Origin of the sequence: uncultured Salinicola sp. (genome assembly GCF_937921195.1) — a bacterium.
Classification (GTDB): Bacteria; Pseudomonadota; Gammaproteobacteria; order Pseudomonadales; family Halomonadaceae; genus Salinicola.
Map to the genome: position 1 here is coordinate 13,354 of NZ_CALFQK010000001.1, position 26,329 is coordinate 39,682.

A 26,329-nucleotide genomic window follows, 5' to 3' on the forward strand; every position below is an offset into this window, starting at 1 on the left:
CCTCACAGGCCATCGGTCGTCGCGGTATCGCCCATGGCACTGCGCGCCTCGCCTTCCAGCATCGCACGCCGCTCGTTGGCGCGGCCGCGATCGTCGAGCCGCTCGCGGGCGGCGTCGGCGACGGGGCCCGCCATCGGCGGTCCCATCTCCCGCCCGCGGACCAGGTCCTGGGGATTGGCCACCATCAGCTGCAGGTTCAGATCGTTGGCGCAACCCGGCGGCAGCGTCACCATGCCCTCGTCGTCGGGGGACGACTGGCACAGGTTGGGCAGGGTCGCCATCCGGCCATCCGTGGCGGCCTGGTCGCCTTCTGGAGCGGCCATCGCCACCTGGCGGTAGCCGCTGGTCCAGCTCATCGGCCCCATCGACGACTGGCAGCCGGCCAGCAGCGTCGCTATCAGCAGCGGCGCGACATGACGGATCGCGGCTGTCGCGGCGAGCGGGTTGGGTGGCATGGCGGCGGTCTCCTCGCTCATTGCAGATAGAACCCGAAAGGATCGTCGACGCCCGCCGACCTGGCGTGCTGTGCCGGATCGTCGCCAAGCCGGGTGTCGCGGCTGACCCGGGCCTGGTCCAGCGGCGTTCTCGGCGTCGGGGACGAGGAGGGGCGGACCAAGTAGGGCGTGATCAGGATCACCAGCTCGGTCTCGTTGCGCTGGAAACGGCGCGACCGGAACAGCTGGCCCAGGATCGGGATGTCGCCCAGCACCGGGATGCGCTCGATCTCGTTGGAGGCCTGGCGCTGGAACAGCCCGGCAATGGCGAAGGTCTGGCCGCTGCCCACCTCGACGACGGTGTCGGCACGCCGCACCTGCAGCGACGGCACGTCGTAGCCGGCGATCTGAACGTTGTCGCCGGAGAGACTGCTGACCTCGGGGCGCACCTCCATCGAGATGCGGCCGTTGGGCAGCAGGGTCGGGGTGCTCAGCAGGGAGACGCCGAACTGCTTGTAGTCGATCCCCACCAGGTCGCTGTTGACCGGCACCGGGATCGGAATCTCGCCGCCGGCGAGGAAACTGGCGGTCTGACCCGAAACCGTGGTGATGTTGGGTTCGGCGAGTATCTGCAACAGGTTGTTCTGCTGCAGCGCCTGCAGCAGGCCGTCGACGCCCTCGCTGCCCGGGGAGCTTGCGATATTGCTGGTCAGCACGCCGAACGAGAACGAGCCGTTGTTGATCAGCGCATTCCAGCTGACGCCGTAGCTGAGCAGTTCGTCGCGGGCGACTTCGGCAAAGCGCACCCGGATGTTGATCTGATTGGCGCCGTCGTAGCTCGAGCGATTGAGACCGCCGTCGGCGGGCGCCTCGGCATCGAGGGCCGACTGCGTGGCCATGGCGCTCTCCACCGTCGCGTTGCGGCCCTCGGCCACCAACTGGTTGCCGGCCATGTGCAGCCTGACCTGGCTGTCGCCGTCGATACCGCGAAGCGCCTGGCTCGCTTTTGCGTCACCGTCGCGGACCTGCAGGCGCAGCGAGGCTTGGCTCTCGTCGTCGGCGCCGAGGGCGATCAGGTTGGTATCGCCGGCCTGCTTGCCGAACAGGTAGATCACCCCGGGGGAGACGACCTGAACGTCGGCGATCGCCGGGTTGGCCACGAACACCGAGGCCACCTGGCGATCGAAGCGCAGGATCCTGCCCTGGCCCGTCTCCAGCGCCAGCGTCTCGCCGGGCGTATCGACGGCGACATCGGCGTGAGCGAACTGTGCGGTCATCAGCAATGCCACCATCACCTGGAGTGCCAGGCCAAGGGCGGCGAGTAGGGGTACGCGGTTACCGCCCCTCATGAAATTGTCTGCCACTGTGCCACGAGCGTCTTCCGTCCCTGTTGTCATCGGATCCCTTGTCGAAAAGCCCCGCTGGCCGCGGGGTCTCTACTCATACATCGAAAAGCGCTTTACTCATACAACGAAAACCGCTTTTTTGTCATCAAGTTACGACTTTGCCTGCGCCTCGGACTCGCGTCGCGGCGCGGGTTTTGGCAGGCGCACCTGGGCGATCGCCTGCAGGCTGAATTCCGGTGCGATCTCCGGCCAGGCCATGACGGCCATGTCGATCTCCTGCTGCTTGAGCCACTGTTGCAGCGACGCGCGCACGTCCCCGGCGATCACGATCACCGGTTGCAAGTCGGCATCCAGCGCGTCCAGCTGTTGCTGAAACCAGCCATTGAGTGCCCGGGAGAGCGGCGCCGGCAGTCCGATGCGCAAGGACTGGGTCTCGGCGTGGCGCTGGGCGGCCCGTAGCGCCTCCTCCAGCGGGCGGGTGGCGACCCAGGCCGGCAGTACCCTGTCGCTGCGGGCATGGCGGTGGCAGATCTGGCGCGCCATGGCGACGCGGATGCGGTCGGCGAGTCGCGCGCTGTTGGACTCCTGTGGCCCCCAGGTCACCATCGCCTCGAGGATGGTGCGCATGGCGCGAACCGGCACCCCCTCGCTGACCAGGCGGCGCAGGATTTCCGCCATCTTCTGCAGCGAGACGACGCGCACGGCCTCGGTGACCAGCTCGGCATAATCCGCTTCCATGCGGGACAGCAGCGAGCGGGCCTCCTGAATGCCGACGAAATCGCCGGCGTAGCGCGTCAGCGTGCGCTCCAGGCAGCGCTCCAGCACCTGGTCCGACGTGCGATAGCGCATCCCTGCCTCCCGCAGCGCGCCGCTCGCGGAGTCCGGCAGCCACTGCCAGGAGCCGCGGCCGACCAGCGCGGGCTGCGTCTGTGCGGAGAGCTCGAGTAGCGCCAGCGTGCCGGCGTCGTCGTCCAGCAGCACGCTGGCCGCCGGCAGCTCGCCGTTGAGCACGGGGACTTCGTCCAGCTCGATGGCGAAGCGCTGCGCCCCGAGGGCCGGTTCCAGACGGAGGCCGACGGTGGGGATGGCGATTCCCAGGTCGCGCTCGACGCGCTCCCGAACCGTCTGGATGCCCTCGCGCAGCAAGTCCAGCGACAGCGCGTCGGCGAGGGACGCGCTCAGGCACAGCATGACGCGATGCTGGCCCTGCTCGTCCTCGGCCAGGCGACCGGGAGCGGTGGCCTCGGCGGGCGCGTCATCCTGCCGCGGCGCGGGAGCGCCATCGTTCGGCGCGCCCTCGGCATCGGCCGTTTCCGCTTCGGCCCGCTCGCGCATGTGGCGCCGACGCAGCAGGAAGGCCGCGCTGCCCAGCAGCGCCGAGATCGCCAGGAACACGCCGGTGGCGAAGCCCGGGATGAAGGCGGCGCAGAACAGCACGGCGGCGGTCAGCCCCAGCGCCTTGGAGTTGCTGCCCAGCTGGCCGACGATCTCGCTGCCCAGGTCGCTGGCGTTGTCGGAGCTGACGCGGGTGACCACGGTGCCGGCGCCGATCGAGATCAGCAGCGCCGGGATCTGGGCGATCAGGCCGTCGCCGACGGTGAGCAGCGAGTAGGTCTCGACGGCTTCGCCGAACGGCATGCCGTGCTCGAGCATCCCGATCAGCAGGCCGCCGATCAGGTTGACGAACAGGATCACCAGCCCGGCGATGGCGTCGCCCTTGACGAATTTCATGGCGCCGTCCATGGCGCCGTAGAGCTGGCTCTCGCTCTCCAGCAGCGAACGCCGGCGGCGGGCCTCGACATGGTCGATATCGCCATTGCGCATCTCGTTGTCGATGCTCATCTGCTTGCCGGGCATGGCGTCGAGCGTGAAACGCGCCGCGACTTCGGCAACCCGCTCCGAGCCCTTGGTGATCACCAGGAACTGGGCCACGGTGATGATCAGGAACACCACCATGCCGATGACGACCTCCCCGGCGATGACGAAGTTGCCGAAGGCTTCGACGATCTGGCCGGCGTCGGCGTCGAGCAGGATCAGGCGTGTGGTGGTGATCGACAGCGCCAGCCGGAACAGCGTCGCCAGCAGGATGATCGGCGGCAGCGACGAGAACTCCACCGGGTGCGAGATATAGAACGCCACGATCAGGATCAGCAGGCTGAAGCCGATGTTGACCCCGATCAGCGCGTCGACCAGGGCGGTCGGCAACGGGATGATCATCATCACCACGGCCAGCACCATGAAGACCGCGATGATCACGTCGCTGCGCTGGGAGGCGCGGCGGGCGAGGATGTTGAGTCGACCGAGAAGCTGATTCATGTCATGCCCGCTCCCGTGGTACATCGGCTTCCTGTCGGCGCTCCAGGTAGCGTTGAAAGTGGCGCCGCGCGGCGTCCCGGTCGCCGTTCAGCCACTCGGCACGGCTGCGCAGCAGGAGCAGCGTGGCGTCGCGCTGCCCCGCGGCCTCGAGACGCTCGATCACGTTGAGGGCTCGTCCGCCGTTGCCGTGGGTCAGAAAACCGCGGCACAGCGCCCTCAGGATGCCGGTGTGTTCCGGCGCCATGCGCGTGGCGATCAGCAGCAGTACCATCCCCCGCTGCGTCTGGCCGCTCTTGAGGTAGAGGTGGCCCATCAGGTGCAGCAGGTCGGCGGCATCGCGATCGTCGTTCTCTGTCATGACGGCTCCTCGTCACGGGCGTCGTCGCCACCGGGAGCATCGCCATCCTGCGGCGTCATGGCTTCGTTCATGCGACCATCCCAGGCCTGGCGCCACTCGAGCTCCTCGCCGACGACGTCCCGCGCCATCGCGACGATGTCCTCCTCCGCCTCCAGCGTCGGCAGCACGTCGTCGATCACGTGCTGGAGCAGCTCGATGCTGCGGGCGTTGTCGTAGCTGCGGGCATCTCTGGCCTCGGGTCGCTCGAGCGCGTCCAGTCGCGCGGCCAGCGGCGGCTGGTCGGCGTCGCGCGTCCGCGCAAGATCGACCGCGCGGATGAATTCGTCATCCTGCCCGGAGGGTCTCTCGATGGGGCGGACTGGCTCCGGGACCGTGCCCGAGATGCGATAGCGGTCCGAGTCGACCTGGCGACCGGTGATCTTCATCGAACGATGGCCTCGTCAGCGCGGTCTCTCATTCAAAGCGTCAGCGCGAACTGGTCGTCGCCACGGCTCAGCGTGATGCGGTCCGGCTGAATCGCGGAGATCACCCATCCGGATTCGAGCGCGGCGCCGGGATAGAGTCGCTTCCCGCGGCTGTCGATGACATAGGGGCTATCGCCCAGCCACACGGCCTGCAGCTTCAAATCCGGGCGCGCCGCATCCTGCCGGGTCTTGGCGTCGTTGAGCAGCACCTGGTGGCTGCCGTAGTGCTGATCGAACCAGCGCTGCGTCCGGTCCCAGGCCGCGCTCTGCGCCGCCGCGTACTGTCCGGACACGCTCAGGTAGCCGCCATGATCGGTGACGCTCAGCGAGTCGAGGCCCGCCTCCGATAGCTGTCGGCGCAGCGCTTCCGCCGGGCCCGGGCGCTCCCCCGACGTCAGGCGATGCGCACCGTCGAGCGCCTGGGGATCGAGAGAGGCAGCCGTGTAGCCGCCGATATTGGCGCCGGCCTGATTGACGTCGATGAATTCGTAGACCGCCAGCACCCCGAGCGTCGCTACCAGCGCGGTGAGCGTGGCACCCCGGTTGAGCGAGGTCCGCCAGCGTGGCGGCAGGGCGGGGAGCTTGGGGAGCGCTGGGATCATCGAGGGGGCGGGGGGGCGCGACAGCGCCAGCGACACGCCCTCAAAGCGCAGCTCGGCCGGAAGCTCGCCGCGCTGCCCGGTTCCCTGATGCACGACGCGACCGTTGACGACGACATCGCCGCCGATCGCCTCGACCGCCATCTGGCGTCCGTGGAACCGCAGCATCAGGTGGTCGGGCGCCACGCCGGGGTCGCCCAGCAGAATATCGGCGGCCTCGTCGCTGCCAATCCGGCAGGTCGGCTCGCCCAGATCCATCGTCGCACCGTGATGCAGCCCGGCGGTGACCGTGAGCGTCGCAACGACTTCGCCTTCCGACGCCGTGGGGGAGGTGACGGTATTCATGCGGTTGACTCGCTAATGTCGTACGAAGCGGGAAGAAATTCCTTGGCTGTCCGTACCCGGTTCATCGAGGCGGACAGCCAAGGAAGCTCCAGAAAATCGAGTAGTCTCCATCGTGGCGAGATCCGATGCGTCCCGGACGCATTGCCGCCGTTCCGGCGTGGAGCGTCGCGGGCGGCGTAATTTCGCCCGCGACTTCTCCGCATCAGTTCTGCGGACGCTGCTTGGTCGCATCGAGCATGGTCTTCTTCTCGGTCGTGACCTTGGTGATTTCAGCGGATTTCTCGATCGCCTGATCAAAGACGGCCTTCAATTGATCGATGGAAGAATCAGCGCTGTCATTCGAAGTTGACGGATCGATTGCGGGCGTATCAGCCATGGTGTTTCTCCTGGTAGCGTGAAATTCAAGGTCCGCCATTCCAGCGGTTTGAAAGAGGTGCCAGACCGGGTTCTCGACATCGACCAAACTCTGGGAACGCGATCCAACGTCATTCAGACTACTGGCTCCGAATGACAATGCGACGGCTTGGAAGTAAAAGTTTGATGTTTTGCGTTTCCAGAAGGTAACGGAAAGCAAGCTAAATTGTTTTTAGCAAATTACTGATATGGAAGAATAAAAACTATATTGAACGGTCGTTCAATCCATTCCTGGTATGCACTTATTACCCCTCGTTACGTTGAAATGAGCGTTTCAAACCGCTGTGGCATTTTTCTCCATTTCAATGACTCGACATCGATCGATGAAGTGTGCGCACTAAAATGCACAATTTTCCCGCCCGATTTTCACGTGCCTGTATTTTGAGATTTTACTGAATTAGGTACGTCTGAATTTATCTGAATGATCTGTTCCCAAAACGAGACAGATTTCCAATCTTGCTGTCTCTTTATGGCGTCACTGGCGCGGGGTTATCCCGTTGTGACCCCACGACGCACCTCCTACGCCACGGTTCGTCATTGCTGCCGCCAACGCTGAAGTCCCGGCCCGCAACCTCGTCATCAAAGTCCAACCGGCGTTAACTTGATTAACGTCAACGACATGAATTAACCGGGGTGAATTTTTCTCTTTAAATTCAATCATTTATTGCCGGTTTTCATTTTCGCGTCTATAGTCTGAGACCTCCTTGGGGAGTAGCCGATCACTACCGTGAAACCTTGCGGTCGTGATGTTCGTGTCAACACACCCGGCCATGCCGTGGCACGAACGCCGAGACCGGTTGGCGAGACCATGGGCATCCGCGGTACCGAGTCGGGTACGGCGAATGTCGTGGCAACACCACCGGCTGGAACGGACAATGAATCCTGCATCCCTGGTCATACTCGCTTTCGCCATGTCGACCGATGCCTTCGCCGCTTCCGTCGGCAAGGGCGCGGCTCTCAGGCGCACCCGGTTCCCCGAGGCACTGCGCATCGGCGCCATTTTCGGTACGGTCGAGGCCATCACCCCGGTCATCGGCTGGGCTATCGGGTTGGCTGCCACGCGGTTCGTGTCCGAGTGGGATCACTGGATCGCATTCGTGCTGCTGGGGGCGCTCGGGGCACACATGATCTGGGAAGGGTTCAAGCCGGTTCCGGTCGAGGCGGACGACGGCAGCGCGCCGGAGCGCAAATCGGTCTGGCTGCTTGCCCTCACGGCGCTGGCCACCAGCATCGATGCCATGGCCGTCGGCGTGACGCTGGCCTTCGCCGATGTGAACATCATCGTGGCGGCGGCGGCGATCGGCCTGGCGACGATGCTGATGGTCACCGTTGGCATCATGCTGGGCCGCGCGATCGGATCGCTGATCGGCAAGCGGGCCGAAATCGTGGGGGGGTTGGTCCTGATCGGCATCGGTTGTACCGTGCTCTACGAGCATCTGGTGGCCCGTGTCGCTTGAGAGCTTGCCGACAACTGGCTAGATCCCCGACAACTGTCTAGATCCATGAACTCGAACGAACCGGGAGGTCACATGGCATCACACCCCATCCGGGACAGCGCGCTAAAGGCGGCACTGCGCTCGCCCCGATTCCGACGGCAGCAACAGAAACCGAAGAGAGGCAAGGGCAGCTACTCCCGCAAAGGGCGGCCGCCCGAGGGAGGGCGCCATCGCCAAGCGGCTTGAGGCATTTTCGACCTCCGACCGTTTCGCCATGGTGCTCTCCCCTGTTTTCCCTCCTGCCGACACTTCCGGCTGCTCACTGTCGGCTCTCGTCGCCCCCTCGATTCGCCATGCTTTCCGTGGTGGCGTCTATGCTGAGATATCGATCCTCTCCGGGAGCCTTCATGTCGACCTCGTCTTCGCTCTGGCAGGCCTCGCTTGCCGATTTCCAGCACGCCGTCGAAACGCGTTCCACACCGGGCTGCGGTGCCGCCGCGGCGTTGAACGGGTGCCTGGGCTTGTCGCTGATTCTCAAGGGCGTGCGTTTGCACCGGGGCGAATCCGGCCCGGATCCCCAACGTCGCCGTCTGATAGACGAGGGCGATGCGCTGCAGCAGGCGCTGGCCGAGGCTGTCGACGACGATGCCGCGGCGTTTGACGACTATCTGCAGGCGCAACGGCGATCGAGTGATGATGCCGCCGAATCGGACCCGTGCGATTCGGCCCTTCGCGAAGCCCGCGAGGCGTCGATTCGGATCCCGCTGGCAGCCGCCGAGCGATGTCGGCAGGGGTTGGCACTGGCGGTCGAGGCGCTGCCGCTGACCTCGTCGGCGATGCGTAGCGACACGCTGGCCGGCGCCACCATGCTCGGTGCGGCACTGGAGGCGCTGTTGATCGGGGCCGAAGCCAATCTCGAGGCGTTGCCCGATCATGCCGCGCGGCAGACACTGGAAGTGCGTTGCGAGGCGCTTCGCAGAGAAGTTCGCGAGCTCCGCCGCCGACTCGGCACCGGTGGCTGAACTCGCGACGCCGACAGGGGGTCAGCCCGTGATCAGGAGACTCCACCACGCCACCGTCAACAGCAGCAGCGCCAGCACGCGATTGAACCACTGCCACTGACGCGGTTGCCGGAACAGCTTGGCGACACCGCTGCCCACCAGCCCCCAGAGCGCCAGGCAGGGCAGCGCCACGACCCCGAACGTCAGTGCCAATACGCCGATCTGCGTCGCGCTTGATGCCGCGTCGGTGAACACGCCGACGACCGACATCGCCATCATCCAGGTTTTGGGATTGACCAGCTGCAGGCCGGCGGCCTGGCGTGCCCCGAAGGCCGGCGCGACGGAGGCCAGGTCGCCGGTATCGACTTCCGGCGGTGGGCTGCGGAAGAGCCGCCACGCCAGCCAGCTCAACCAGGCCACGCCGATCGCCGCCATCAATCGACGCACGAGGGGGTGGGCCAGCAGCGTGTGCGACAGCCCCAAGCCAACCGTCAGCACGATCGCCGCCGCCGCCAGGCTGGCGCCGAGAACGGCGGGGAGGGCGCTTTTCCAGCCCTGGCGCGATCCCTGCGCGAGTATCAGTAGATTGGTCGGCCCCGGCGTGATCGAGGCGACGAAGGCGAACAGGGTGAACGGTAACCAGGCGGACATGATCGACTCCGGAAATAGCGTGGAGTCGGGACTATCGCGCCATTGTCACCCAAGGTCTGGAAGGTTTGAGCAGTCGCGCCCCAAGCTCGCCACGAAGCCGATTCAACCGCCCCGGACGCAGCGCTGGCGATAGTCCGCCGGCGTCAGGCCATAGGCGCGCCGGAACCAGCGCCCCAGATGGCTCTGGTCGGCGAAGCCGAGCTGGCTGGCAACCGAGGCGGGAGGCTCGCCGGCAGCGAGCCGCTGGCGGGCGAGACTCCGGCGCAGTTGCACCAGATAGGCATGGGGCGCCAGGCCGAAGGCCGACTTGAAAGCGCGGGTCAGCCGAAACCGATCGACGCCGCACTGCTCGGCCAGCGTCTGCAGGCCGATATCCTCGGCATAGTTCGCATGCAGCAGTTCCTGGGCCCGGCGGGCGGCACGCGGCAGGCGCGGATCGGTCAACGGACGCCGACGCCAACCCAGGTGCGGCACCAGGCCTTGCAGCAGGGCATCGAGGGCGTCATCGCGTTCGAGCCGCGACGTCGACTGGCGCAGGGTAGTGAAGGCGCGGGCGATTCCCGCGATCAAGGGGATGTCGTCGACCAGCGTCGCGGCGAAGCCCGGTTCACCGGAAGCGGCGCCGGCGATCGCGAACTGGCGCAGCTCACGTTGCAGCCAGTCCGGGTCGAGATAGAGCATGGCGTAGGTGAAACCGCCCTCGGCCGGCGCGTGGCCGTCGTGAATCTCGCCGGGTTCGACGAAGAACAGGCGTCCGGGCGTGCTGTCGTGACGAACGCGGCGGCAGTGAAACTGCTGGACGCCCTGCTCGGTGAAGCCGACCAGATAGCTGTCGTGCCAATGGGGATCGTAGGCGTGCCCCTCGAAGTGGGCACGGATCGTCTCGATGCCGGTATCGCTGTCCTGTCGCAGATCGATCCAGTTCGTCGATGTCATGCTGCCTCCCGCCCGGCTTACGGTCGAAGCGGTACGCCGGTTCGATCCTGGCAGCATGCCAGAAACGGGACGCGGGAGTCTGGAACGTTCGTGCAGTCCGGGACCCGCCGCCGGAATCCTGGGCCTTCAGTCCGGCACCGGCGCCTCGAAGGTGTCGCGGCGCCGGATCGTCAGCGTCGTGCCGATCGAGGCGGTGATCACCAGCCCGATCGCCAACCACTGCAGCGTACCCAGCAGCTGGCCCAGGAACAGCAGGCCGGAGAGCGCACCCACCGCGGGCTCGAGGCTCATCAGAGTGCCGAAGGTCTGGGTCGGCAGTCGTGGCATGGCGATCATCTCCAGCGTGTAGGGCAGCGCGGTGGAGAGTATCGCCACCGCCAGGGCGTACGGCAGCACTTCCGGGGCGAAGATCGCCGTGCCCACGTCGAGCAATCCCACCGGGGCGATCACCACCGCGGCGATGGTGATACCGAGGGTGGCACTCTGGGCGCCGTTGATCGCCCCGGCCTTCTGTCCAAACAGAATGTAGAGCGCCCAGCAGACGCCGGCGCCGAGGGCGCAGGCCGCGCCATGAGGGTCGATCGGGCCGCTGCCGCCATCGCCCAGCAGCAGCAGGCAGATCAGGCCGAGGACCGCGAGTGCCACCCAAAGCAGGTCCAGCCAGCGCCGCGACGAGAGCATCGCCACCGCCAGCGGCCCGGTGAATTCCAGCGCCACCGCGATACCCAGCGGCACGGTCCGCAAGGCCTGGTAGAAGAGGAGGTTCATGACGCCGAGGGAGACGCCGTAGATCAGCGTCGATTTCCAGGCGCGGCGGCTCAGCGGCTGACGCCAGGGTCGCATGACGATCAGCAGCAGCAGGGCGGCGATGATCAGACGGATCGAGGTCGTGCCGGTGGCGCCGATGACCGGGAACAGCGACTTGGCGACGGAAGCGCCGCTCTGGATCGAGCACATCGCCACGATCAGCATGGCCACCGGCCAGACTCTGGCGAAGAATTCGCGCATGGCGACTGACATGACACCTCCCGAGGTCTGCGGCATGATGACTCGCCAAACGTGACCGCTTGTCGCCTTGGCGGCGAGCGGCAATGGACGAGAGTCGCGATTGTACGGATGGGCAATATATTGCACAACTCTAACGAGCGCCCCGACGTACTGGTGCATGTCGCCGCCAATGTCAGGCGCCTGCGGCAGGCGGTATCTTTGAGCCAGCAGGCGCTGGCCGAGCGGTCCGGTGTCAGCCGGCGCATGCTGGTCAATATCGAAAAGGGCGACGTCAACGTCAGTCTGAGCACGCTGGATCGATTGGCCGAGGCGTTGGGCGTGCTGTTCTACGCGCTGGTCCAGCCGCCGGACAGCGAGGACTCCGCGCGCATCGACGAGGTAGCCTGGGTCGGTCGCTCGCCGGAGAGCCGGGCGCGGCTGCTGGCGAGCAAGCCGGCACGGCAGGAGGTCGAACTGTGGTCGTGGTCGCTGGAGCCGGGAGACGTCTACGAATCGGCTGCGGACGACGCCGGCTGGCACGAGATGCTGGTGGTGATCGAGGGAACGCTGACCCTGGCCCTCGGCGAGCGTGAGGTGACGATCGAGGCCGGCGACTTCCACGTCTATCCCAGCGACCAGCCCTATCGCTATCGCAACGATGGGGCTGGCCGACTGCGCTTCATTCGCAACGTGGTGTATTGAAGCCGAGCTACGAGCGCGGCGATACCGGCTCTACAGCCCCGCCTTGTCCAGTCCGAACGCCTTGTCGGCGGAGCCGGGAATCGCCTGGAAGGCGATGCTGAGGCGATTCCAGCCGTTGATGGCGACGATCAGGAAGGTCAGGTCCGAGAGCTCCGCTTCGGAGAAGTGGCTGCGAACGTGGTCGTAGGCGCCGTCATCGACCCCATGCTCGGGCAGCCGGGTCAGCGTTTCGGTCCAGGCCAGGGCGGCGCGCTCGCGCGGGGTGAACAGCGTCGATTCCCGCCACAGCGCAACGTGGTGCAGGCGCAATTCGCGCTCGCCGTCGATCTTCGCCTCCTTGACGTGCATGTCGACGCAGAAGGCGCAGCCGTTGAGCTGGGAAGCGCGCAGCGTCACCAGATGCTTGATCTCCTTGATCACGTCGCTCTGCGACAGCGCCATGTTGAAATCGATGTACTTCTGGGCGGCCTGGGGAGAGGTCTGGTAGTAGTTCACTCGGGCTTTCATGTCGCTTACCTGTCTGGGTCATGGGAGTTGAGATTTGAGCACCGAGACAGGATGAAATGCGGGAAGGCGTTCTCACAGAGCCAAGAACGGTGGCGATTTCTGGGCCATCGCAAGACGACCTGCGACGCGTCAAACCACGAGCGCGGCCAGCCGGGCGGCCAGCGCGTCGGCGTGGGCGGCATCGGTGACGTTGGTGAAGCTCAGCAGCAGCCCGGACTGTCGTGTCGGGGTCAGGGACCACTCGGACAGCGCGTGCCCACCCAGCCCGGCGCTGGCGGCCCGGTTCGCGATGGCCACGTCGTCGACGTCGTCGGGAAGACGGGCCAGCAGGTGCATCCCGCCGGCTTGCAGATCGATGTGAATCCGATCGCCCAGATGGTGCTCGAGCGCTTGGCGAAGATTTTCACGGCGCTCTTTGTAGAGCGCCCGCATCCGCTTGAGGTGGCGGGCAAAGTGGCCTTCGTCGATGAAATCCGCGACCACCGCCTGAGTCAGCGTCGGGCAGCCATGGCCCAGGCGCCGCATCGCGCGCTGAAAGATCGCGACCTGAGAGAGTGGAACCACCAGGTAGGCCAGTTTGATGGCGGGGAACAGCACCTTGCTGAACGTGCCGGCATAGAGCACGCGGCCATCGTGATCGAGACTCTTCAGTGCCGGTACGGGATGGCCGTGGTAGCGATATTCGCTGTCGTAGTCGTCCTCGATCACCCAGGCATCCTCACGACTCGCCCACCTCAGCAAGGCCTGGCGTCGGGCCAGCGTCATCGTCACCCCGGTGGGGCTCTGGTGCGTGGGCGTGACGACGGCGAAACGGGCTTGGGCGGCGCGGGAATCTCCCTCTTCGACGTTCAATCCCTCGGCGTCGACGCCCACCGGCGTCAGGTGCATCCCGTCGTGCAGCAGTCGTTCACGCGCCATCACATAGCCCGGCTCCTCGAACCATCCGCTGTCGCCGGGTTTCAGCAGTGCCCGACAGATCAGGCCGAGCGTGTCGCGGTAGCTGTCGGTGATGAAGATCTGTTCGGGCTGGCAGGCGATGCCTCGCGACACGCCGAGGTAGCTCACCAGGGCGCGCTTCAGCGCCGGGTGGCCGGTCGGCGGCGGGTAGTTGAGTTCGGCGCTGGTCTGGGCCCTGAGTCGGCGATGGGCCAGGCGTGTCCACAACTTGTCGGGGAAGGCGTCCAGCGCCGGCAGCCCCAGTTGGAAGGGGAGCGGCGGTGCGAGACCAGGCTTTGGTTCCTGCCCGGTCGCCGTCTCCGATGTCGCCGCCGGTCCCGAGGCATCGGGCAGGTGTGGCGAGACGATGGTTCCCGCCGGCCCTCGCGGCAGAAAATACCCTTCGCTGACCAGCAGCTGATAGGCCAGCTCGACCGTGCCGCGCGACAGGTTCAGCTCACTGGCGAGGCTGCGTACCGAGGGCACCCGTTTGCCGGGTGGCAGGCGCCCGTCCGTCATCGCTTCGCGCAGGCGCTGATAGAGCTGCCGGTAGATCGGCACGTTCTGCGTGCGGTCGAGCCGCAGTGGGGTATTGGACATGTCGATGTCCCAGAAGATCGAAGACGTCTTGGCGCTGCCAAGCGGGTCAGTCCGATTCTACCCTGGCTGCTCTATCAGGAGGATGTCCGATGACGACCGTTCGACTATTACTAGTGACCACGGAGCAGGAGTGTCTGCGCTGCTTCGATGTCATGCGTGAGCTTCGCCCGCATCTCGATGCACCGCAGACCTTCGTCAGCCGGATCATGCGCCAGGTGGCCATGGGCTATCGGCTGTTGGCGGCGTGGGAGGGGAATCGGGTCGTCGGCCTGGCGGGCTATCGCCTGACCGAAAACCTGCTGTATGGCCGCTTCGTCTATGTGGACGATCTCGTGGTCAGCGCAGCGGGGCGACGCCACGGTTTGGGTGCCCGGCTGATCGCGGCCGTGCGCGAGGAAGCGAGAACCCTGGCGTGTCGCCATCTGGTGCTGGATACCGGGCTGGGCATGGCGCTGGCACAGCGCTTCTACTTTCGACAAGGGCTGCTCTCCCGGGGCATGCACTTCGTGGAAGCCTTGAGCATCGAGGAGACGGCATCGTGACGATACCCACACTGCTCGTGACCGCCAGCCCGCACCGCGAAGAGGCCTTGGGGAACCGCCTGGCGCGGAAGATCGCGGCGCGAAAGGGAGGCGACCTGCTGGTACGGGATCTCGCCGCCGAGCCGCTGGCGCCGTTGACGGTGGACTACGCCCGGGCGCTGACGCTGCGCGATCCCTTGCCTCGCTCGAGCGCGACGCTTGAGTTATCCGAGCGCCTGATCCAAGAGCTCGAATCCACCGACCGGCTGATCGTCGCCACCCCCATGCATAATTTCGGCATGCCCGCGGCGCTGAAGCTCTGGGTCGATTACGTGCTGCGCATTCATCGAACCTTCGCGCCGATCCCGCAGGGCAAGGTGGGCCTGCTGGCGGACCGGCCGACGCTGGTCATCGTCAGCTCCGGTGGCTTTCACCGCGCCGGAGAGTCGAAACAGCCCAATTTCCTCACACCGCATCTCGAAGCCGTGCTGAGTACGCTAGGCATTCGCGCGCCGGAATTCGTGTATCTGGAAGGGCTGGTCGGCCGACGCGCCACTCCCGAGGCGATGATCGCAGAGGCGGTTGCCGCGCTGGGCGACGCCTGGTACTGACGGCGGCCGACCCCTTCGAACAGCCCATCATCACGTCGACGGGCAGATCCCCGGCGCATTCGGCATCAAGGACCGCACTGCCACTCGCCTTCCAGCGTGCGCTGGGCGCCGTCGGCGCGGTCGTAGGTCAGCGTCGCCGGCCGAGCGGGCGACTCGCCGCCACCGCTGGGTTCGCCGGTCACCTCGATGCGGAGGGTCTTGCCCTTGCCCTCGAAAGTCGGGTTGCCGGTCATGCCGTCGAATCCGCCTGGCGCCGAGACCCGCTCCACGTAGCCGGATACCTTGACCACCCCTTGCGCCGCCGATGACGAGTCGACATTCCCCTTCGCGACCAGCAGCGGCGAGGCTTGCGCGGTCGAGAACTGGCAGCCCAGCTCGCCCGAGAGGTTGGCCTCGCCGATATCCGACGCCGTCAGGGCGTCCAGGGTGATCGTCGAACCGTCCCCGCCCCGGGTTTCTCCACCAGTGCCCGGCGTCGGCTCGTCGGTGGTCTGGTCTTGGCGTGTCGGTTCCTGGGCGGTGGGCTGTTCCGCCGATGACGCCTGGCCGCTGGCGTCGTCGTCCGCGTCCGGAGACGAATCCGAGCAACCGGCCAGCATCAGTGTCAACAGGCTGGCAGCGACGACACCGGCCCGATATCTCTTTCCCTGGGTGAACTCCATGTTTCCTCCTGGAACGTTTTCTCCTGGAACCATCGATGGGACTCACGATGACCACGCCTGAACTCTACCGCGAGCGGTTAGCCGATGGGTAATGGAAAGGCCGGTAGAGACCTGTCTGCGGAACATGTCGTTCGCGACCGGTTCGAGTGGGGAAAAATGGCGCTCGAACGCCTCGTCAGTCGACCGAGCGCTCAGTTCACCCCCAGATAGATCATCAGGCAGGCGCCGGGCAGGTCGGGAATGCGCAGCGGCAGATAGTCGAACTCGCGGTTGGTGCCGTCCGGCATTCGCATCGCCTTGCGGCCACTGGCCAGGTCGAGCACGCCCTGCTCGGCCCAGAGTTCGCGGAAGGCATCGCTGGCCTCGAGCAGGTCGTCGATCAACCGGCGCATGCGCGGATCGTCGGCGTAGCGCGTGGCCTGGCTGCGGAAGATCGAGACCAGCGTGCGGGCCGATTTTAGCCAGTCGGCACGATGCGTCTCGATACGCTTCTGGGTGAAGACCCACCACAGCTTGTTGCGCGGGTGCTTGTCTCCGGCGCGCTCGATATCGAAGAGCTGCGCCGCGGCCCGGTTCCAGGCGATCACTTCCCAGTAGGCGTCCATCACGTAGGCGGGATCCGGCTCCATCCTGTCCAGCAGACGCTGGAGGATCGGGTTGATCGTCGAGCCGTTGTCGATGGCGCGCGGCGGTGCCGGTCGCCCGGCCAGCGCATAGAGATGCTCGCGCTCGGTTTCGTTCATCATCAGTGCGCGAGCCAGGCAGGCCAGCGCCTGATCGGAGGGCTGCACGTCCCGGCCCTGCTCCAGGGCGGTGTACCAGGCCGAACCCATGCTGGCGCGGCTGGCCACTTCCTCGCGGCGCAGGCCCGGCGTGCGTCGACGGCGTCCCGGTGGCAGGCCCACCATCTGGGGGGTGATGTCGGCGCGCTTGGCACGCAGGAACTCGCCCAGCGAGGGCGAAGGGGAGTCGAATGCACTCATGAAGTGATGGCCGAACCTGGGGTTTTCAAACGTAGGATAAAGTCACGGATTTTGTAGGATAGCGGAGAATACTAGGGTTTCCGACAGCGGCGTCAACCGACGTCTTCGCGGCTGACCGGAGAGAGTGGATGGAACCCGATTCACGTATCACGCTGGGTCTCGGTCTCGATGATAGCGAACTCGGCGTCTTGCTGGCCTCGAATTGGGCCGACGCGACGCTGTTGCTGGACGCGTCGACCGCTCCCGCCAGATCTTTTCCCGGGCCCGGTTCGAGCGCGGCTGTCGGCGACGTGGTCGGCCTGCCCTTGTCGATCGACGATGCCGGTGCGCTACAGCGGGCGGCGGCCTGGATCGACGACCGCTACGGACGGCTGGATGCCCTCGTCATCGGCTCGATCGAACGTCTCGCCGAGCCCGACCGTCGCTGCCCCTGGGCAAGAGGGGCCTTACCCTACCGCTTTGCCACCCTGGGGCCGATCCTCGCCTTCCTGCCACTGCTCGCCCGGGCGCGAGCGGCCAGTATCGTCCGCTTTTCCACCGCCGGTTCGGTCAGTGGCGAGGCGTTGTCCGGCCTGCTGCAGGGCACGGCGATTCGGCTGGAGACCCTGCCATTGCCCACGAGCTCGCCGACGTGCGACCAGGACGCCTTCAGCGGCGAGATCGGCAAAGGCGCTTTCTGCATCGACTGATCGGGCTGCCACGAAATGGCGACCGCCCCGGACCGGGAAGCGGGCTAGGCTCGATAAACACCCACGCTCGATAAACACCCACTATCCGCATGTGGCAACGACCTGACGATAATTCGATAACGAGACACAACCGTGACCCGAGGCTCGATATGCAATGGACGATCAACGGCCAGGTTCGGGAGGCCGAAGTGGATTTCCGAACGTCACTGCTCGATCTGCTGCGCGAGCAGTTCCAGCTCAGCGGCACCAAGAAGGGTTGCAACCAGGGCGCTTGCGGCGCCTGCACCGTGCTGGTCGACGGTGAGCGCATCAACGCCTGCCTGGCACTCGCCGTTCAATATCAGGGGCGGGAGATCACCACGGTCGAGGGGCTGGCCGAGCGCGGCACGCTGCATCCGGTGCAGACGGCGTTCATCGAACACGATGGCTTCCAGTGCGGCTACTGCACGCCGGGCCAGCTCTGTTCGGCGGTGGGCATGGCCGGTGAATTCGAGCGCGGCCTGCCAAGCGCGGTCACCCAGGATCTCGCGGCAGCGGATCTCGAATGGAGCCGTGACGAACTGCGCGAGCGGATGAGCGGCAATCTCTGCCGCTGCGGCGCCTACAACGGAATCGCGGATGCGATTACCGCCGCTCTCGGTAGGGAGCTGGGTGAGGAGCTAACGCGATGAGAGCCTTCGATTATCACCAGGTCGCCGACAGCGAACAGGCCATCGAACAGGCCGTGCGCTCTCGGCAAGCCAAGTATCTCGGCGGCGGTACCAATCTGGTCGATCTGATGCGCGAAACCGTCGAGCGCCCGCAGACCCTGATCGACGTGACGCGTCTCTCCCGCGATATTGACGAGACCGCCGAGGACGGCCTGATCATCGGTGCCGCCGCCACCAACGCGGCGCTGGCCGGTGATGCGAGGATCCGCAGCCGCTATCCGCTGCTGTCCCGCGCGATTCTGAGCGGCGCCAGCGCCCAGATCCGCAACATGGCGACGGTCGGTGGCAACCTGCTGCAGCGCACGCGCTGCGCCTACTTCTACGACGTGGCGACCCGCTGCAACAAGCGCGAGCCGGGCGCCGGCTGCGATGCGCTGGAGGGTTTCCATCGCTATCACGCCATCCTCGGCACCTCGTCATCCTGCATCGCCACGCATCCCTCGGACATGGCGGTGGCGCTGGCGGCGCTCGACGCTCGCATTCATCTACGCGGCCCCGAGGGGGAACGGCAGCTGGCGATCACCGAGTTCCATCGAGAGCCAGGCGAGCGTCCGGATCTCGAGACCGAACTGCAGCCCGAGGAGTTGATCGTCGCGGTCGAGTTGCCGCCGCTGCCGATGGCGGTGCGTTCCGAGTATCGCAAGGTGCGCGACCGCGCCAGCTATGCCTTTGCGCTGGTATCGGTGGCGTCCATGGTCGAACTCGACGGCGAAACGATCCAGAACGTACGCCTGTCGCTGGGTGGTGTGGGAACGAAGCCGTGGCGGGCATGGCGGGCAGAAGCGGCGCTGAGGGGCCAGCCGGCCACCGAGGCGACGCTCGCCGCTGCCGTCGATGCCGAGCTGGCCGCTGCCCGGCCGCTGCCGGGCAACGCCTTCAAGCTCGAACTGGTGCGACGGCTGATGATCGCGGAACTGTCGCAGCGTCTTTCGGATGCGCGTAATGGAGGTGACGCATGAGTGCTCTCGATAAAGGACGGTCGGGTGATCGCCAACCCTCGGGCGTCGCCCTGGCCGGGGATTACTGGCGTCCGGAGGGCCGGCTGGATCCCCTGAGCGAGAAGGGGCGAATCGGGATCGGCGCGCCGTTGTCGCGCGTCGATGGGGCGGAGAAGGTCACCGGCGGCGCGCGCTTTGCCGGCGAGTTCACCTTCGATGGCATGGTCTACGCCGCGCTGGTCTACAGCGCCATCGCCAACGGCCGGATTCTGGCTATCGATCAGCGGGAAGCCGAGGCGATGGACGGCGTGGTATTGGTGATGACCCACGAAAACGCACCACGACTCAATACGCCGCCGGTGTTCCTGCGCTCGCCCAACGGCGCCGCCGGCGACGATCATCCGATCATGCAGACCGATCGCGTCCACTGGAACGGCCAACCGGTGGCGCTGGTACTGGCCGAGACCCAGGAACAGGCCGATGCCGCCGCCGAAAGCATCCGCGTGGATTACGCGGCGGAGCCGGCGATGACCGATTTCGAGCTCGCCAGGACCCACGCGCGTCAGCCGGACAACGTGCTGGGCGGGCCGGCGGAGATCACGGTCGGCAATGCCGACGAGGCGTTCGCGAGCGCGCCCCATCGTATCGACGCCATCTACACCACGCCGCGCCACAATCACAACGCCATCGAACCTCACGCGCTGACGCTGGCCTGGGTGAAGGCGGGTGAGAATGACGGTGAGGACGAGACGCTGCGGATTCACGATGCGTCCCAGTGTGTCGATCTGGCCGTGGCATCGCTGGCCGAGGTGTTCGGCATCGATGCCGCGCAGATTCACGTCACCTCGCCGTTCGTGGGCGGTGGCTTCGGCGGCAAGGCGCTGTGGCAGCATCAGATCCTGGCCGCGGCGGCGGCCAAGCTCGCGGATCGTCCGGTACGGCTGGCGCTGTCGCGCAAGGGCGTCTATCGCGTCGTCGGCGGGCGGGCCTGCACCGAGCAGCGGGTGGCCCTCGGCGCGGATGAAAATGGCAGGCTGCAGGCGCTGATCCACTCGGGTGTCGCGGCGATGACCCGCCACAACAACCTGCCGGAGCCTTTCTTCCAGGCCACCAAGTGCCTGTACGCCGCCGACCATATCCGACTGTCGATCGATGTGGCGGACATGCACATGCTGGCCAATACCTTCATGCGCGCGCCGGGCGAGTCGGTGGGCACCTTCGCGCTGGAGTCGGCGCTGGACGAGCTGGCCGACCGGCTCGGCATGGATCCGCTCGAGCTGAGGGCGCGCAACGAGCCGGAACGCGACCCCACCAGCGGACTGGCGTTCTCCTCGCGCCACCTGCTGGAAGCGGCGCGCAGCGGCGCCGAACGCTTCGGCTGGTCCGAGCGGAGCGCCACGCCCGGTCGTCGACGCGAGGGCGAATGGCAGATCGGCATGGGCTGTGCGACGGCGACCTATCCCTATATGCGCATGCCCGGGGCGGCGGCGCGCATCACGCTCACGCCTGACGGCGCGACGGTAGGTATCGCCGCTCACGAGATGGGCATGGGCACGGCGACCGTACAGACCCAGGTCGCCGCCGCGCGGCTGGGCTTGCCGGTGGAGAAGATCGCTTTCCACTATGGCGATTCGCACCTGGCCGGAAGCGTGCTGGCGGGCGGCTCGCAGCAGACAGCGGCGATCGGCGGCGCGGTAATCGCCGCGCAGCGGGCGCTGGTCGCTGAACTGTTGGCGCTGGTGGGCCAGGGTTCGCCGCTGTCCGGTCTCTCGCCGGACGAGATCGAATGCCGGAACGAAGGCCTGGGCGTGCTCGGTGACGATTCGCGTTTCGAGACCTACGCGCAGATCCTGGCGCGTGCCCAGCGCAGCGAACTCTCCGTGGAGGCGGACGCCGCCGGGTCGGAAGAGCTCGCCAACTGGTCGATGCACTCGTTCGGCACGATCTTCTGCGAGGCGGGTGTGAATTCGGTGACCGGCGAAATACGCCTTCGCCGTCTGCTGGGGTCGTTCGACTGCGGTCGGATCCTCAACCCCAAGACGGCGACGAGCCAGTTTCGCGGCGGCATGATCATGGGTCTCGGCCTGGCGTTGATGGAAGAGACGCTGTTCGATCCGCGTAGCGGCCGGGTGATGAACCCGAGCCTCGCCGACTATCACGTGCCGGTGCAGATGGACGTGCCGGAGGTCGAGGTGATGTGGACCGACATTCCCGACCCGCACACGCCCATGGGCGCCCACGGCATCGGCGAGATCGGTATCACCGGCGTCGGCGCGGCAGTGGCCAATGCCGTCTACAACGCCTGCGGCAAGCGCGTCCGCGATCTGCCGATCACGCTGGACAAGCTGCTGTAGCCGATCGACGACGGTTTCGGTTCGCGCGATTTTTGCGCATGATTGGCGGCACCGTTTTTTCGCGCCCGACGATGCCGTCGGCGCACACTGCCGAGGATCGAAATCGCCATGAAAGGAATCACGTTGGGTATGTCGCTACTGCTGCTGGGCTCGTCGAGTCTGGCGCTGGCGGAGGGCGATGATGCCGATGTTCGCGGTGTCGTCGATCCGGTCATCGAGTCGCTGATGCGCCAGCAGAGCATTCCCGGCATGGCGGTGGCGGTGGTTCGTCCGCAGGGAACGCAGGTGCTGAACTACGGCGTCGCCGAGCGTGACGACGGCATACCGGTCGACGGCGAGACGCTGTTCGAGATCGGCTCGCTCAGCAAGACGTTCACCGCCACGCTGGCATCACTCGCCGCCGTCGAGGGCAGGCTCGACCTCGAGGCGCCGGTCAGCCGTTATCTGCCGGCGCTCGAGGGCAGCGCGTTCGACGAGATCTCCGGGCGCAACCTGGGCACTCACACTACCGGCGGGCTGCCGCTGTTCGTGCCCGACGAGGTGACGGACCATGACTCGCTGATGGCGTGGTATCGGCAGTGGCAGCCCACCGCGGCGATCGGCGAGGTGCGAACCTACTCCAACCTGGGCATCGGCCTGCTGGGCGTCGAGACCGCCGCCAGTCTCGACGAGCCATTCGTGTCGGCGATGAAGACCCGTGTGCTGGAACCGCTGGGGCTGCAGCACACCTGGTACGACGTCCCCGAGGCGCAGATGGGGCATTACGCCATGGGCGAGAGCAAGGACGGCGAGCCCATTCGCGTGGCGCCCGGCGTGCTCGATGACGAAGCCTACGGCGTCAAGACCACCGCCGGCGACCTGGCCCGGCTGGTGCAGGCCAATCTCGGCTTGCTAGAGGTCGATGACGATCTGCAGCAGGCGATCGACATCACGCGCCAGGGCAATTTCCAGGTCGGCGACATGACCCAGGACCTGATCTGGGAGCAGTACCCGCTGCCGGTCTCGGTCGATACGCTGCTGGCGGGCAACGGCTACGACATGATCCTGAAACCCAACCCGGCCGAGGCGATCGAGCCACCCCAGGCGCCGCAGGACGACGTCTGGATCAACAAGACCGGCTCCACCAACGGCTTCGGCGGCTACGTGGTCCTGGTGCCTGGCAAGCAGGTCGGGCTGGTGATGCTGGCCAACAGAAACTATCCCAACGATGCGCGCGTCAAGGCGGCCTACGAGATGCTGTCGAAGCTGAACGTGATCGACGGCGGCGATGCGCGGTAGTGAATTCGCCGAACTGCAGGCGTTTCTCGCCGTTGCCGAGCAGGGCAGTTTCGTTCGCGCGGCGGAGGCGCTGCAGGTCTCGCCATCGGCCCTGAGCCAGACCATCAAGGGGCTCGAGGCGAGGCTCGACGTCCGGCTGTTTCATCGCACCACCCGCCGGGTCGGGTTGAGCCAGGCGGGGGAAAGACTGCTCGCCCGCCTGAAGCCGGCGGTCGAGGAGGTCGAAGCGGCCGTCGCGGATGCCGCCGAACTCGGTGAGCGGCCCCAGGGTCGATTGCGCCTTCACGCCTTCCGGGTCGGCTACCAGCTCTACCTGGCACCTCTACTGGCTCGCTTTGCCGAGGCGTATCCCGATATCGAACTGGATCTGACCCTGGACGATCAGCCGGTCGACATGATCGAAGCCGGCTTCGACGGGGCGATCCGGCTCGGCGAACTGCTCGAGCAGGACATGATCGCGATGCCGCTGGGCGCGACCCTGCGCCACTGCGTGGTTGCTTCACCGGCGTACGTGAAGCGCCACGGCAAACCCAGGACGCCCTCCGACCTGCACCGGCATCGCTGCATCAATTGGCGTTGGCCGGGGCAGATGCATCCATATCAATGGGAGTTTCATCGCCACGGGGGCTGGTTTCGGGTCGCCGTCCATGGCCCGCTGATCGTCAACGATCTGAGAGCCATGCTCGAGGCTGCGATCAACGGCGTCGGCATCGCCTTCACCGTCGATGCCTGGGCTGCCCCGTTGATCCGCGAGGGGCGTCTGGTGACCATGCTCGACGAGTGGTGCGCGCCGTTCGATGGGTTCTACTTCTGTTACCCGCGTCAGCGTCACCACCTGGCTGCGATGCGGGCCTTCATCGACTTCCTCAAGCGGAACGCCTGAGCCGCGACGCCCTGGTCAGAAGGGCAGGCGAAGCGTGGTGATCAGACCCTGGGGCTGGCGGTTGGCGAGGTCCCGAGGGGTGAGCGATTCCCGGGCTCGTCGCCGCTTTTGCCCGATTATGTCCATTCAGCTTCATAACTCATGAATATATTCCCCGATTATCGTTTTTCCCTCACTCAATAGACTGCTCCTCGTCGGTCGTGCCGTCGCACGACCCTTCACGATACGAGGTAGTCACCATGAGGGATCTTGCAGACAAGATCATTCTGATCACCGGCGCGAGTAGCGGCATCGGCGAAGCCACCGCACGCCATCTGGGGGCACGGGGGGCTCGACTGATGCTGGGGGCGCGTCGCGTCGACCGGCTCGAACGTCTGGCCGACGAGATACGCGAGGGGCGTGGCGAGGCCAGCTGGCGCCAGCTCGATGTCACGTCCATCGATTCCATGCGGGGTTTCGTCACCGCAGCACAGGAAACCTATGGCCGCGTCGATGTGATCATCAACAATGCCGGCGTCATGCCGCTTTCCAAGCTCGAGGCGCTCAAGCTGGACGAGTGGAACCGGATGATCGACGTCAACATCCGCGGTGTCCTCCACGGTATCGCGGCTGTGCTACCGGTCATGCAGGGGCAGAAGGCGGGGCAGATCATCAATCTCTCCTCCATCGGTGGACATGCGGTGTCGCCCACCGCGGCCGTCTACTGCGCGACCAAGTTTGCCGTGGGGGCGATCTCCGAAGGGCTGCGTCAGGAGGTGGGGGGCGATATCCGCGTGACCGTGATCAGCCCCGGTGTCACCGAGTCCGATCTTGCCGACTCGATCACCGATCCGACCGCCCAGGAGACGATGCGAACCTTCCGCCAGGACGCCATACCGGCCGGGGCCATTGCCCGGTCGATCGCCTTCGCCATCGAGCAGCCGGCCACTGTCGATGTCAGCGAAATCATCGTGCGCCCCACGGCCAGTCCCTACTGACCGTGGCCGCTGGATCGGACACCTGAAATGGAGGATGCGAGATGACGTTGACGACACTGGGTTCATCATGTTGCTACGGGGCACTGGCGCTCTCGGCAGCGCTGTTCGCTCTCGAACCGGTGCATGCCGCGAGCGAGCGGGAACGCCTGGAGGCGGGAAGGGAAGCGATCGAGCGCCTCAACCAGGGGCAGCCCCAGCCCGCGCTGGAGGCCATGCGCGAGGAATTTCCCTTTCTCGCCGATGCCACCCAGGGCTATGCGCTGGGTGAGGTGTGGGGCCGCGAGATACTGGATGATCGCACTCGTCAGCTGATCACCGTCGGCGTCTTCGCCGCTCTCGGCCAGCCTGACTACATGAAGATTCACGCCGGTTACGCCCTGAATGCCGGTGTCAGCGAGGAGGAGTTGAAGGAGGTCATCTACCTGACGACCGTGCATGCCGGGTTTCCGCCGGCGATCGCAGCATCCACCGCTCTGGCCGAGCTGTTCCAGGAGCGGCGCCAGCGTGTCGAGGACGGGTCATGACCGGCCGCGTCCGCTGTTTCCGTGGCTACCGAAAAACGTGCATCGGCATCTTCGCTGCCGTGCTCGGCTTCTTGGTGGCCCACGCATCCGCAGGGAATCACGGGGGAGTCACCGACATGACAGATCGATCCTACGTTGGCTTATGGGCGACGGCAGACGGCCACGTCCGCCACGAACTGCTACCGAATGGCCGTTACGACGAGGCCAGGGGAACGCGGGAGAGTGCCTACCAGGGCCGCTACGAAATCACCGGAGACCACATCGAGTACTGGGACGACACCGGCTTTACCGCCGATGGTGATTTCATCGATGGTGTTCTGCATCACGGTGGGATGGTGCTGTATCGGCAGGAGGCACCGCCAGGAGCGAGATAGAGCGGCGCAAAGCGAGGCGTGAACCTATCGCCCGCCCTGGCTCAGCCAGGGCGGGCGATGTTCTTGCCGAGAACGGCGAGCGCGGTCAGCTATCGCTGATCTCCGGCTCCGACTTCGGTACGGGGGTCGTGGTCAGGTCCGGCTCGCTCAGCTCCAGCAGCTCGCGTGACATGGCGCGAACGTCGTAGAGCAGTTGCGGGTTGTCGGTCAGTGCCTTGCCATAGGAGGGGATCATCGACTTCAGCTTGGCCTGCCACGCTTCGCTGGCCACCTGATCGGGGAAGACCCTCTCGAGCAGGGTGAGCATGATCGACGGTGCGGTGGATGCGCCCGGCGAGGCGCCCAGCAGCGCGGCGATGGAGCCTTCCGCACCGGTCACCAGCTCGGTGCCGAACTGCAGGGTGCCGCCCTTGCCCTCGATATCCTTGATCGTCTGCACCCGCTGGCCGGCGGTCCACAGCTTCCAGTCGTCGCGGTTGGCCTCGGGATAGTAGTTCTGGAGCTCCTTGAACTGGCCGCTTTCCGACATGCGAAGCTGGCTGATCAGATATCGCACCAGATCCAGGTTGTTGATGCCGACCTTGGTCATCGGCCACAGGTTATTGGGCGTGATCGAGCGCACCAGGTCGGTCCAGGAGCCGTTCTTGAGAAACTTGCTCGAGAACGTCGCGAAGGGGCCGAACATGATCGCCGGGATGCCGTCGAGGATGCGCTTGTCGATGTGCGGTACCGACATCGGCGGCGAGCCGGCGGGGGCCAGCCCGTAGACCTTGGCGTCGTGCTTGGCGACCAC

The 26,329-nt window shown here is 66.0% G+C and carries 30 protein-coding genes; 15 read left to right on the plus strand and 15 right to left on the minus strand.

Annotation, left to right across the window (positions count from 1 at the left end; genetic code table 11):
- Nucleotides 1-2: 2 nt before the first annotated feature.
- From Q0602_RS00075 to Q0602_RS00105, 7 genes are all read right to left on the minus strand, one after another.
- A complete protein-coding gene (locus tag Q0602_RS00075) occupies nt 3-455 on the minus strand; it encodes a hypothetical protein (protein ID WP_149435472.1) in 453 nt (150 codons plus the stop codon).
- Nucleotides 456-472: 17 nt separating this feature from the next.
- Nucleotides 473-1,783, minus strand: coding sequence for a type II and III secretion system protein family protein (locus tag Q0602_RS00080; RefSeq protein ID WP_298837110.1), 1,311 nt, complete (start codon nt 1,781-1,783; stop codon nt 473-475).
- 147 nt (nt 1,784-1,930) lie between these two features.
- Nucleotides 1,931-4,096: a type III secretion system export apparatus subunit SctV gene (sctV, locus tag Q0602_RS00085; protein WP_298837113.1), complete on the minus strand. Its 2,166-nt coding sequence runs from the start codon at nt 4,094-4,096 to the stop codon at nt 1,931-1,933.
- A 1-nt stretch (nt 4,097) separates the two neighbouring features.
- Nucleotides 4,098-4,454, minus strand: coding sequence for a lipopolysaccharide assembly protein LapB (locus tag Q0602_RS00090; RefSeq protein ID WP_149435470.1), 357 nt, complete (start codon nt 4,452-4,454; stop codon nt 4,098-4,100).
- Nucleotides 4,451-4,879 carry a hypothetical protein gene (locus Q0602_RS00095; RefSeq protein ID WP_298837116.1) on the minus strand — a complete coding sequence of 143 codons (429 nt, stop codon included), beginning with the start codon at nt 4,877-4,879 and terminating at the stop codon, nt 4,451-4,453. Before Q0602_RS00095 ends, Q0602_RS00090 begins: the two co-directional genes overlap by 4 nt.
- A gap of 32 nt (nt 4,880-4,911) precedes the next feature.
- A complete protein-coding gene (locus Q0602_RS00100; protein WP_298837119.1) occupies nt 4,912-5,862 on the minus strand; it encodes an EscD/YscD/HrpQ family type III secretion system periplasmic domain-containing protein in 951 nt (316 codons plus the stop codon).
- A gap of 202 nt (nt 5,863-6,064) precedes the next feature.
- A complete protein-coding gene (locus Q0602_RS00105; RefSeq protein ID WP_188113672.1) occupies nt 6,065-6,238 on the minus strand; it encodes a hypothetical protein in 174 nt (57 codons plus the stop codon).
- Nucleotides 6,239-7,151: 913 nt separating this feature from the next.
- Between Q0602_RS00105 and mntP the strand changes: the two genes are divergently transcribed.
- The 3 genes from mntP (at nt 7,152) to Q0602_RS00120 (ending at nt 8,734) form a co-directional block, all read left to right on the plus strand.
- Nucleotides 7,152-7,733 (plus strand): manganese efflux pump MntP, encoded by a 582-nt coding sequence (gene mntP / locus Q0602_RS00110; protein WP_149435467.1) that lies wholly within the window; start codon nt 7,152-7,154, stop codon nt 7,731-7,733.
- A gap of 72 nt (nt 7,734-7,805) precedes the next feature.
- Nucleotides 7,806-7,958 (plus strand): alternative ribosome rescue factor ArfA, encoded by a 153-nt coding sequence (gene arfA / locus Q0602_RS00115; protein WP_298837123.1) that lies wholly within the window; start codon nt 7,806-7,808, stop codon nt 7,956-7,958.
- A 161-nt stretch (nt 7,959-8,119) separates the two neighbouring features.
- On the plus strand, nt 8,120-8,734 hold the full coding sequence (locus Q0602_RS00120) for a cyclodeaminase/cyclohydrolase family protein (RefSeq protein ID WP_298837126.1): 615 nt from the start codon (nt 8,120-8,122) through the stop codon (nt 8,732-8,734).
- A 21-nt stretch (nt 8,735-8,755) separates the two neighbouring features.
- On the opposite strand, the gene Q0602_RS00125 is transcribed toward Q0602_RS00120, so the two are convergent.
- The 3 genes from Q0602_RS00125 to rhtA form a co-directional block, all read right to left on the minus strand.
- Nucleotides 8,756-9,364: a LysE family translocator gene (locus Q0602_RS00125; RefSeq protein WP_298837128.1), complete on the minus strand. Its 609-nt coding sequence runs from the start codon at nt 9,362-9,364 to the stop codon at nt 8,756-8,758.
- 102 nt (nt 9,365-9,466) lie between these two features.
- Nucleotides 9,467-10,300, minus strand: a complete 834-nt coding sequence (locus tag Q0602_RS00130; protein WP_298837131.1) for an AraC family transcriptional regulator — start codon at nt 10,298-10,300, stop codon at nt 9,467-9,469.
- Nucleotides 10,301-10,426: 126 nt separating this feature from the next.
- Nucleotides 10,427-11,320 (minus strand): threonine/homoserine exporter RhtA, encoded by an 894-nt coding sequence (gene rhtA, locus Q0602_RS00135; protein ID WP_239023795.1) that lies wholly within the window; start codon nt 11,318-11,320, stop codon nt 10,427-10,429.
- A gap of 96 nt (nt 11,321-11,416) precedes the next feature.
- On the opposite strand from rhtA, the gene Q0602_RS00140 reads away from it, so the two are divergent.
- Nucleotides 11,417-11,989 carry a helix-turn-helix domain-containing protein gene (locus Q0602_RS00140; protein WP_149435461.1) on the plus strand — a complete coding sequence of 191 codons (573 nt, stop codon included), beginning with the start codon at nt 11,417-11,419 and terminating at the stop codon, nt 11,987-11,989.
- Between the two features lie 30 nt (nt 11,990-12,019).
- Here Q0602_RS00140 and Q0602_RS00145 read toward each other — a convergent pair whose 3' ends face one another.
- Nucleotides 12,020-12,496: a carboxymuconolactone decarboxylase family protein gene (locus Q0602_RS00145; RefSeq protein WP_075568603.1), complete on the minus strand. Its 477-nt coding sequence runs from the start codon at nt 12,494-12,496 to the stop codon at nt 12,020-12,022.
- Between the two features lie 129 nt (nt 12,497-12,625).
- The gene (locus Q0602_RS00150) at nt 12,626-14,032 is read right to left on the minus strand and encodes a PLP-dependent aminotransferase family protein (RefSeq protein ID WP_298837148.1); all 1,407 of its coding nucleotides are present in this window, start codon (nt 14,030-14,032) and stop codon (nt 12,626-12,628) included.
- Nucleotides 14,033-14,121: 89 nt separating this feature from the next.
- Here Q0602_RS00150 and Q0602_RS00155 point away from each other — a divergent pair, with 89 nt between their 5' ends.
- Both Q0602_RS00155 and Q0602_RS00160 read left to right on the plus strand, forming a co-directional pair.
- Complete coding sequence (locus tag Q0602_RS00155; protein WP_298837151.1) at nt 14,122-14,574, plus strand: GNAT family N-acetyltransferase; 453 nt, start codon at nt 14,122-14,124, stop codon at nt 14,572-14,574.
- The gene (locus tag Q0602_RS00160; protein ID WP_187775980.1) at nt 14,571-15,164 is read left to right on the plus strand and encodes an FMN-dependent NADH-azoreductase; all 594 of its coding nucleotides are present in this window, start codon (nt 14,571-14,573) and stop codon (nt 15,162-15,164) included. The genes Q0602_RS00155 and Q0602_RS00160 overlap by 4 nt, the downstream gene beginning before the upstream one ends.
- Nucleotides 15,165-15,229: 65 nt before the next feature.
- On the opposite strand, the gene Q0602_RS00165 is transcribed toward Q0602_RS00160, so the two are convergent.
- Both Q0602_RS00165 and Q0602_RS00170 read right to left on the minus strand, forming a co-directional pair.
- Nucleotides 15,230-15,826: a hypothetical protein gene (locus tag Q0602_RS00165; RefSeq protein WP_295040805.1), complete on the minus strand. Its 597-nt coding sequence runs from the start codon at nt 15,824-15,826 to the stop codon at nt 15,230-15,232.
- Nucleotides 15,827-16,017: 191 nt separating this feature from the next.
- Nucleotides 16,018-16,809, minus strand: a complete 792-nt coding sequence (locus tag Q0602_RS00170; protein WP_298837157.1) for a helix-turn-helix transcriptional regulator — start codon at nt 16,807-16,809, stop codon at nt 16,018-16,020.
- A 128-nt stretch (nt 16,810-16,937) separates the two neighbouring features.
- Here Q0602_RS00170 and Q0602_RS00175 point away from each other — a divergent pair, with 128 nt between their 5' ends.
- The 9 genes from Q0602_RS00175 to Q0602_RS00215 all read left to right on the plus strand — a co-directional run bounded on the left by Q0602_RS00175 (nt 16,938) and on the right by Q0602_RS00215 (nt 25,536).
- Nucleotides 16,938-17,498, plus strand: a complete 561-nt coding sequence (locus tag Q0602_RS00175) for a hypothetical protein (protein WP_298837160.1) — start codon at nt 16,938-16,940, stop codon at nt 17,496-17,498.
- Between the two features lie 149 nt (nt 17,499-17,647).
- Nucleotides 17,648-18,169 carry a 2Fe-2S iron-sulfur cluster-binding protein gene (locus Q0602_RS00180; protein ID WP_298837163.1) on the plus strand — a complete coding sequence of 174 codons (522 nt, stop codon included), beginning with the start codon at nt 17,648-17,650 and terminating at the stop codon, nt 18,167-18,169.
- Complete coding sequence (locus Q0602_RS00185; protein ID WP_298837166.1) at nt 18,166-19,167, plus strand: xanthine dehydrogenase family protein subunit M; 1,002 nt, start codon at nt 18,166-18,168, stop codon at nt 19,165-19,167. The genes Q0602_RS00180 and Q0602_RS00185 overlap by 4 nt, the downstream gene beginning before the upstream one ends.
- Nucleotides 19,164-21,500, plus strand: a complete 2,337-nt coding sequence (locus Q0602_RS00190; protein WP_298837169.1) for a xanthine dehydrogenase family protein molybdopterin-binding subunit — start codon at nt 19,164-19,166, stop codon at nt 21,498-21,500. Before Q0602_RS00185 ends, Q0602_RS00190 begins: the two co-directional genes overlap by 4 nt.
- Before the next feature lie 108 nt (nt 21,501-21,608).
- Nucleotides 21,609-22,778 carry a class C beta-lactamase gene (ampC, locus tag Q0602_RS00195; RefSeq protein WP_298837172.1) on the plus strand — a complete coding sequence of 390 codons (1,170 nt, stop codon included), beginning with the start codon at nt 21,609-21,611 and terminating at the stop codon, nt 22,776-22,778.
- On the plus strand, nt 22,768-23,661 hold the full coding sequence (locus Q0602_RS00200) for a LysR family transcriptional regulator (RefSeq protein ID WP_298837175.1): 894 nt from the start codon (nt 22,768-22,770) through the stop codon (nt 23,659-23,661). The genes ampC and Q0602_RS00200 overlap by 11 nt, the downstream gene beginning before the upstream one ends.
- A 239-nt stretch (nt 23,662-23,900) precedes the next feature.
- Nucleotides 23,901-24,638, plus strand: coding sequence for an SDR family oxidoreductase (locus Q0602_RS00205; protein WP_298837180.1), 738 nt, complete (start codon nt 23,901-23,903; stop codon nt 24,636-24,638).
- Between the two features lie 41 nt (nt 24,639-24,679).
- A complete protein-coding gene (locus Q0602_RS00210; RefSeq protein WP_298837183.1) occupies nt 24,680-25,162 on the plus strand; it encodes a carboxymuconolactone decarboxylase family protein in 483 nt (160 codons plus the stop codon).
- Between the two features lie 116 nt (nt 25,163-25,278).
- Entirely contained in the window at nt 25,279-25,536 is a 258-nt protein-coding gene (locus Q0602_RS00215) for an Atu4866 domain-containing protein (RefSeq protein ID WP_149435436.1), read from the plus strand.
- Nucleotides 25,537-25,621: 85 nt separating this feature from the next.
- On the opposite strand, the gene Q0602_RS00220 is transcribed toward Q0602_RS00215, so the two are convergent.
- Nucleotides 25,622-26,329: malate:quinone oxidoreductase (locus Q0602_RS00220; RefSeq protein WP_298837186.1), on the minus strand; the 708-nt coding region annotated here is incomplete at its 5' end.

What these genes read in the sequence shown, in the direction of transcription:
- Q0602_RS00075 (WP_149435472.1), bottom strand. Translation starts at nt 455, where the DNA reads ATGCCACCCAACCCGCTCGCCGCGACAGCCGCGATCCGTCATGTCGCG.
- Q0602_RS00080 (WP_298837110.1), bottom strand. Translation starts at nt 1,783, where the DNA reads ATGAGGGGCGGTAACCGCGTACCCCTACTCGCCGCCCTTGGCCTGGCA.
- sctV (WP_298837113.1), bottom strand. Translation starts at nt 4,096, where the DNA reads ATGAATCAGCTTCTCGGTCGACTCAACATCCTCGCCCGCCGCGCCTCC.
- Q0602_RS00090 (WP_149435470.1), bottom strand. Translation starts at nt 4,454, where the DNA reads ATGACAGAGAACGACGATCGCGATGCCGCCGACCTGCTGCACCTGATG.
- Q0602_RS00095 (WP_298837116.1), bottom strand. Translation starts at nt 4,879, where the DNA reads ATGAAGATCACCGGTCGCCAGGTCGACTCGGACCGCTATCGCATCTCG.
- Q0602_RS00100 (WP_298837119.1), bottom strand. Translation starts at nt 5,862, where the DNA reads ATGAATACCGTCACCTCCCCCACGGCGTCGGAAGGCGAAGTCGTTGCG.
- Q0602_RS00105 (WP_188113672.1), bottom strand. Translation starts at nt 6,238, where the DNA reads ATGGCTGATACGCCCGCAATCGATCCGTCAACTTCGAATGACAGCGCT.
- mntP (WP_149435467.1), top strand. Translation starts at nt 7,152, where the DNA reads ATGAATCCTGCATCCCTGGTCATACTCGCTTTCGCCATGTCGACCGAT.
- arfA (WP_298837123.1), top strand. Translation starts at nt 7,806, where the DNA reads ATGGCATCACACCCCATCCGGGACAGCGCGCTAAAGGCGGCACTGCGC.
- Q0602_RS00120 (WP_298837126.1), top strand. Translation starts at nt 8,120, where the DNA reads ATGTCGACCTCGTCTTCGCTCTGGCAGGCCTCGCTTGCCGATTTCCAG.
- Q0602_RS00125 (WP_298837128.1), bottom strand. Translation starts at nt 9,364, where the DNA reads ATGTCCGCCTGGTTACCGTTCACCCTGTTCGCCTTCGTCGCCTCGATC.
- Q0602_RS00130 (WP_298837131.1), bottom strand. Translation starts at nt 10,300, where the DNA reads ATGACATCGACGAACTGGATCGATCTGCGACAGGACAGCGATACCGGC.
- rhtA (WP_239023795.1), bottom strand. Translation starts at nt 11,320, where the DNA reads ATGTCAGTCGCCATGCGCGAATTCTTCGCCAGAGTCTGGCCGGTGGCC.
- Q0602_RS00140 (WP_149435461.1), top strand. Translation starts at nt 11,417, where the DNA reads ATGGGCAATATATTGCACAACTCTAACGAGCGCCCCGACGTACTGGTG.
- Q0602_RS00145 (WP_075568603.1), bottom strand. Translation starts at nt 12,496, where the DNA reads ATGAAAGCCCGAGTGAACTACTACCAGACCTCTCCCCAGGCCGCCCAG.
- Q0602_RS00150 (WP_298837148.1), bottom strand. Translation starts at nt 14,032, where the DNA reads ATGTCCAATACCCCACTGCGGCTCGACCGCACGCAGAACGTGCCGATC.
- Q0602_RS00155 (WP_298837151.1), top strand. Translation starts at nt 14,122, where the DNA reads ATGACGACCGTTCGACTATTACTAGTGACCACGGAGCAGGAGTGTCTG.
- Q0602_RS00165 (WP_295040805.1), bottom strand. Translation starts at nt 15,826, where the DNA reads ATGGAGTTCACCCAGGGAAAGAGATATCGGGCCGGTGTCGTCGCTGCC.
- Q0602_RS00170 (WP_298837157.1), bottom strand. Translation starts at nt 16,809, where the DNA reads ATGAGTGCATTCGACTCCCCTTCGCCCTCGCTGGGCGAGTTCCTGCGT.
- Q0602_RS00175 (WP_298837160.1), top strand. Translation starts at nt 16,938, where the DNA reads ATGGAACCCGATTCACGTATCACGCTGGGTCTCGGTCTCGATGATAGC.
- Q0602_RS00180 (WP_298837163.1), top strand. Translation starts at nt 17,648, where the DNA reads ATGCAATGGACGATCAACGGCCAGGTTCGGGAGGCCGAAGTGGATTTC.
- Q0602_RS00185 (WP_298837166.1), top strand. Translation starts at nt 18,166, where the DNA reads ATGAGAGCCTTCGATTATCACCAGGTCGCCGACAGCGAACAGGCCATC.
- Q0602_RS00190 (WP_298837169.1), top strand. Translation starts at nt 19,164, where the DNA reads ATGAGTGCTCTCGATAAAGGACGGTCGGGTGATCGCCAACCCTCGGGC.
- ampC (WP_298837172.1), top strand. Translation starts at nt 21,609, where the DNA reads ATGAAAGGAATCACGTTGGGTATGTCGCTACTGCTGCTGGGCTCGTCG.
- Q0602_RS00200 (WP_298837175.1), top strand. Translation starts at nt 22,768, where the DNA reads ATGCGCGGTAGTGAATTCGCCGAACTGCAGGCGTTTCTCGCCGTTGCC.
- Q0602_RS00205 (WP_298837180.1), top strand. Translation starts at nt 23,901, where the DNA reads ATGAGGGATCTTGCAGACAAGATCATTCTGATCACCGGCGCGAGTAGC.
- Q0602_RS00210 (WP_298837183.1), top strand. Translation starts at nt 24,680, where the DNA reads ATGACGTTGACGACACTGGGTTCATCATGTTGCTACGGGGCACTGGCG.
- Q0602_RS00215 (WP_149435436.1), top strand. Translation starts at nt 25,279, where the DNA reads ATGACAGATCGATCCTACGTTGGCTTATGGGCGACGGCAGACGGCCAC.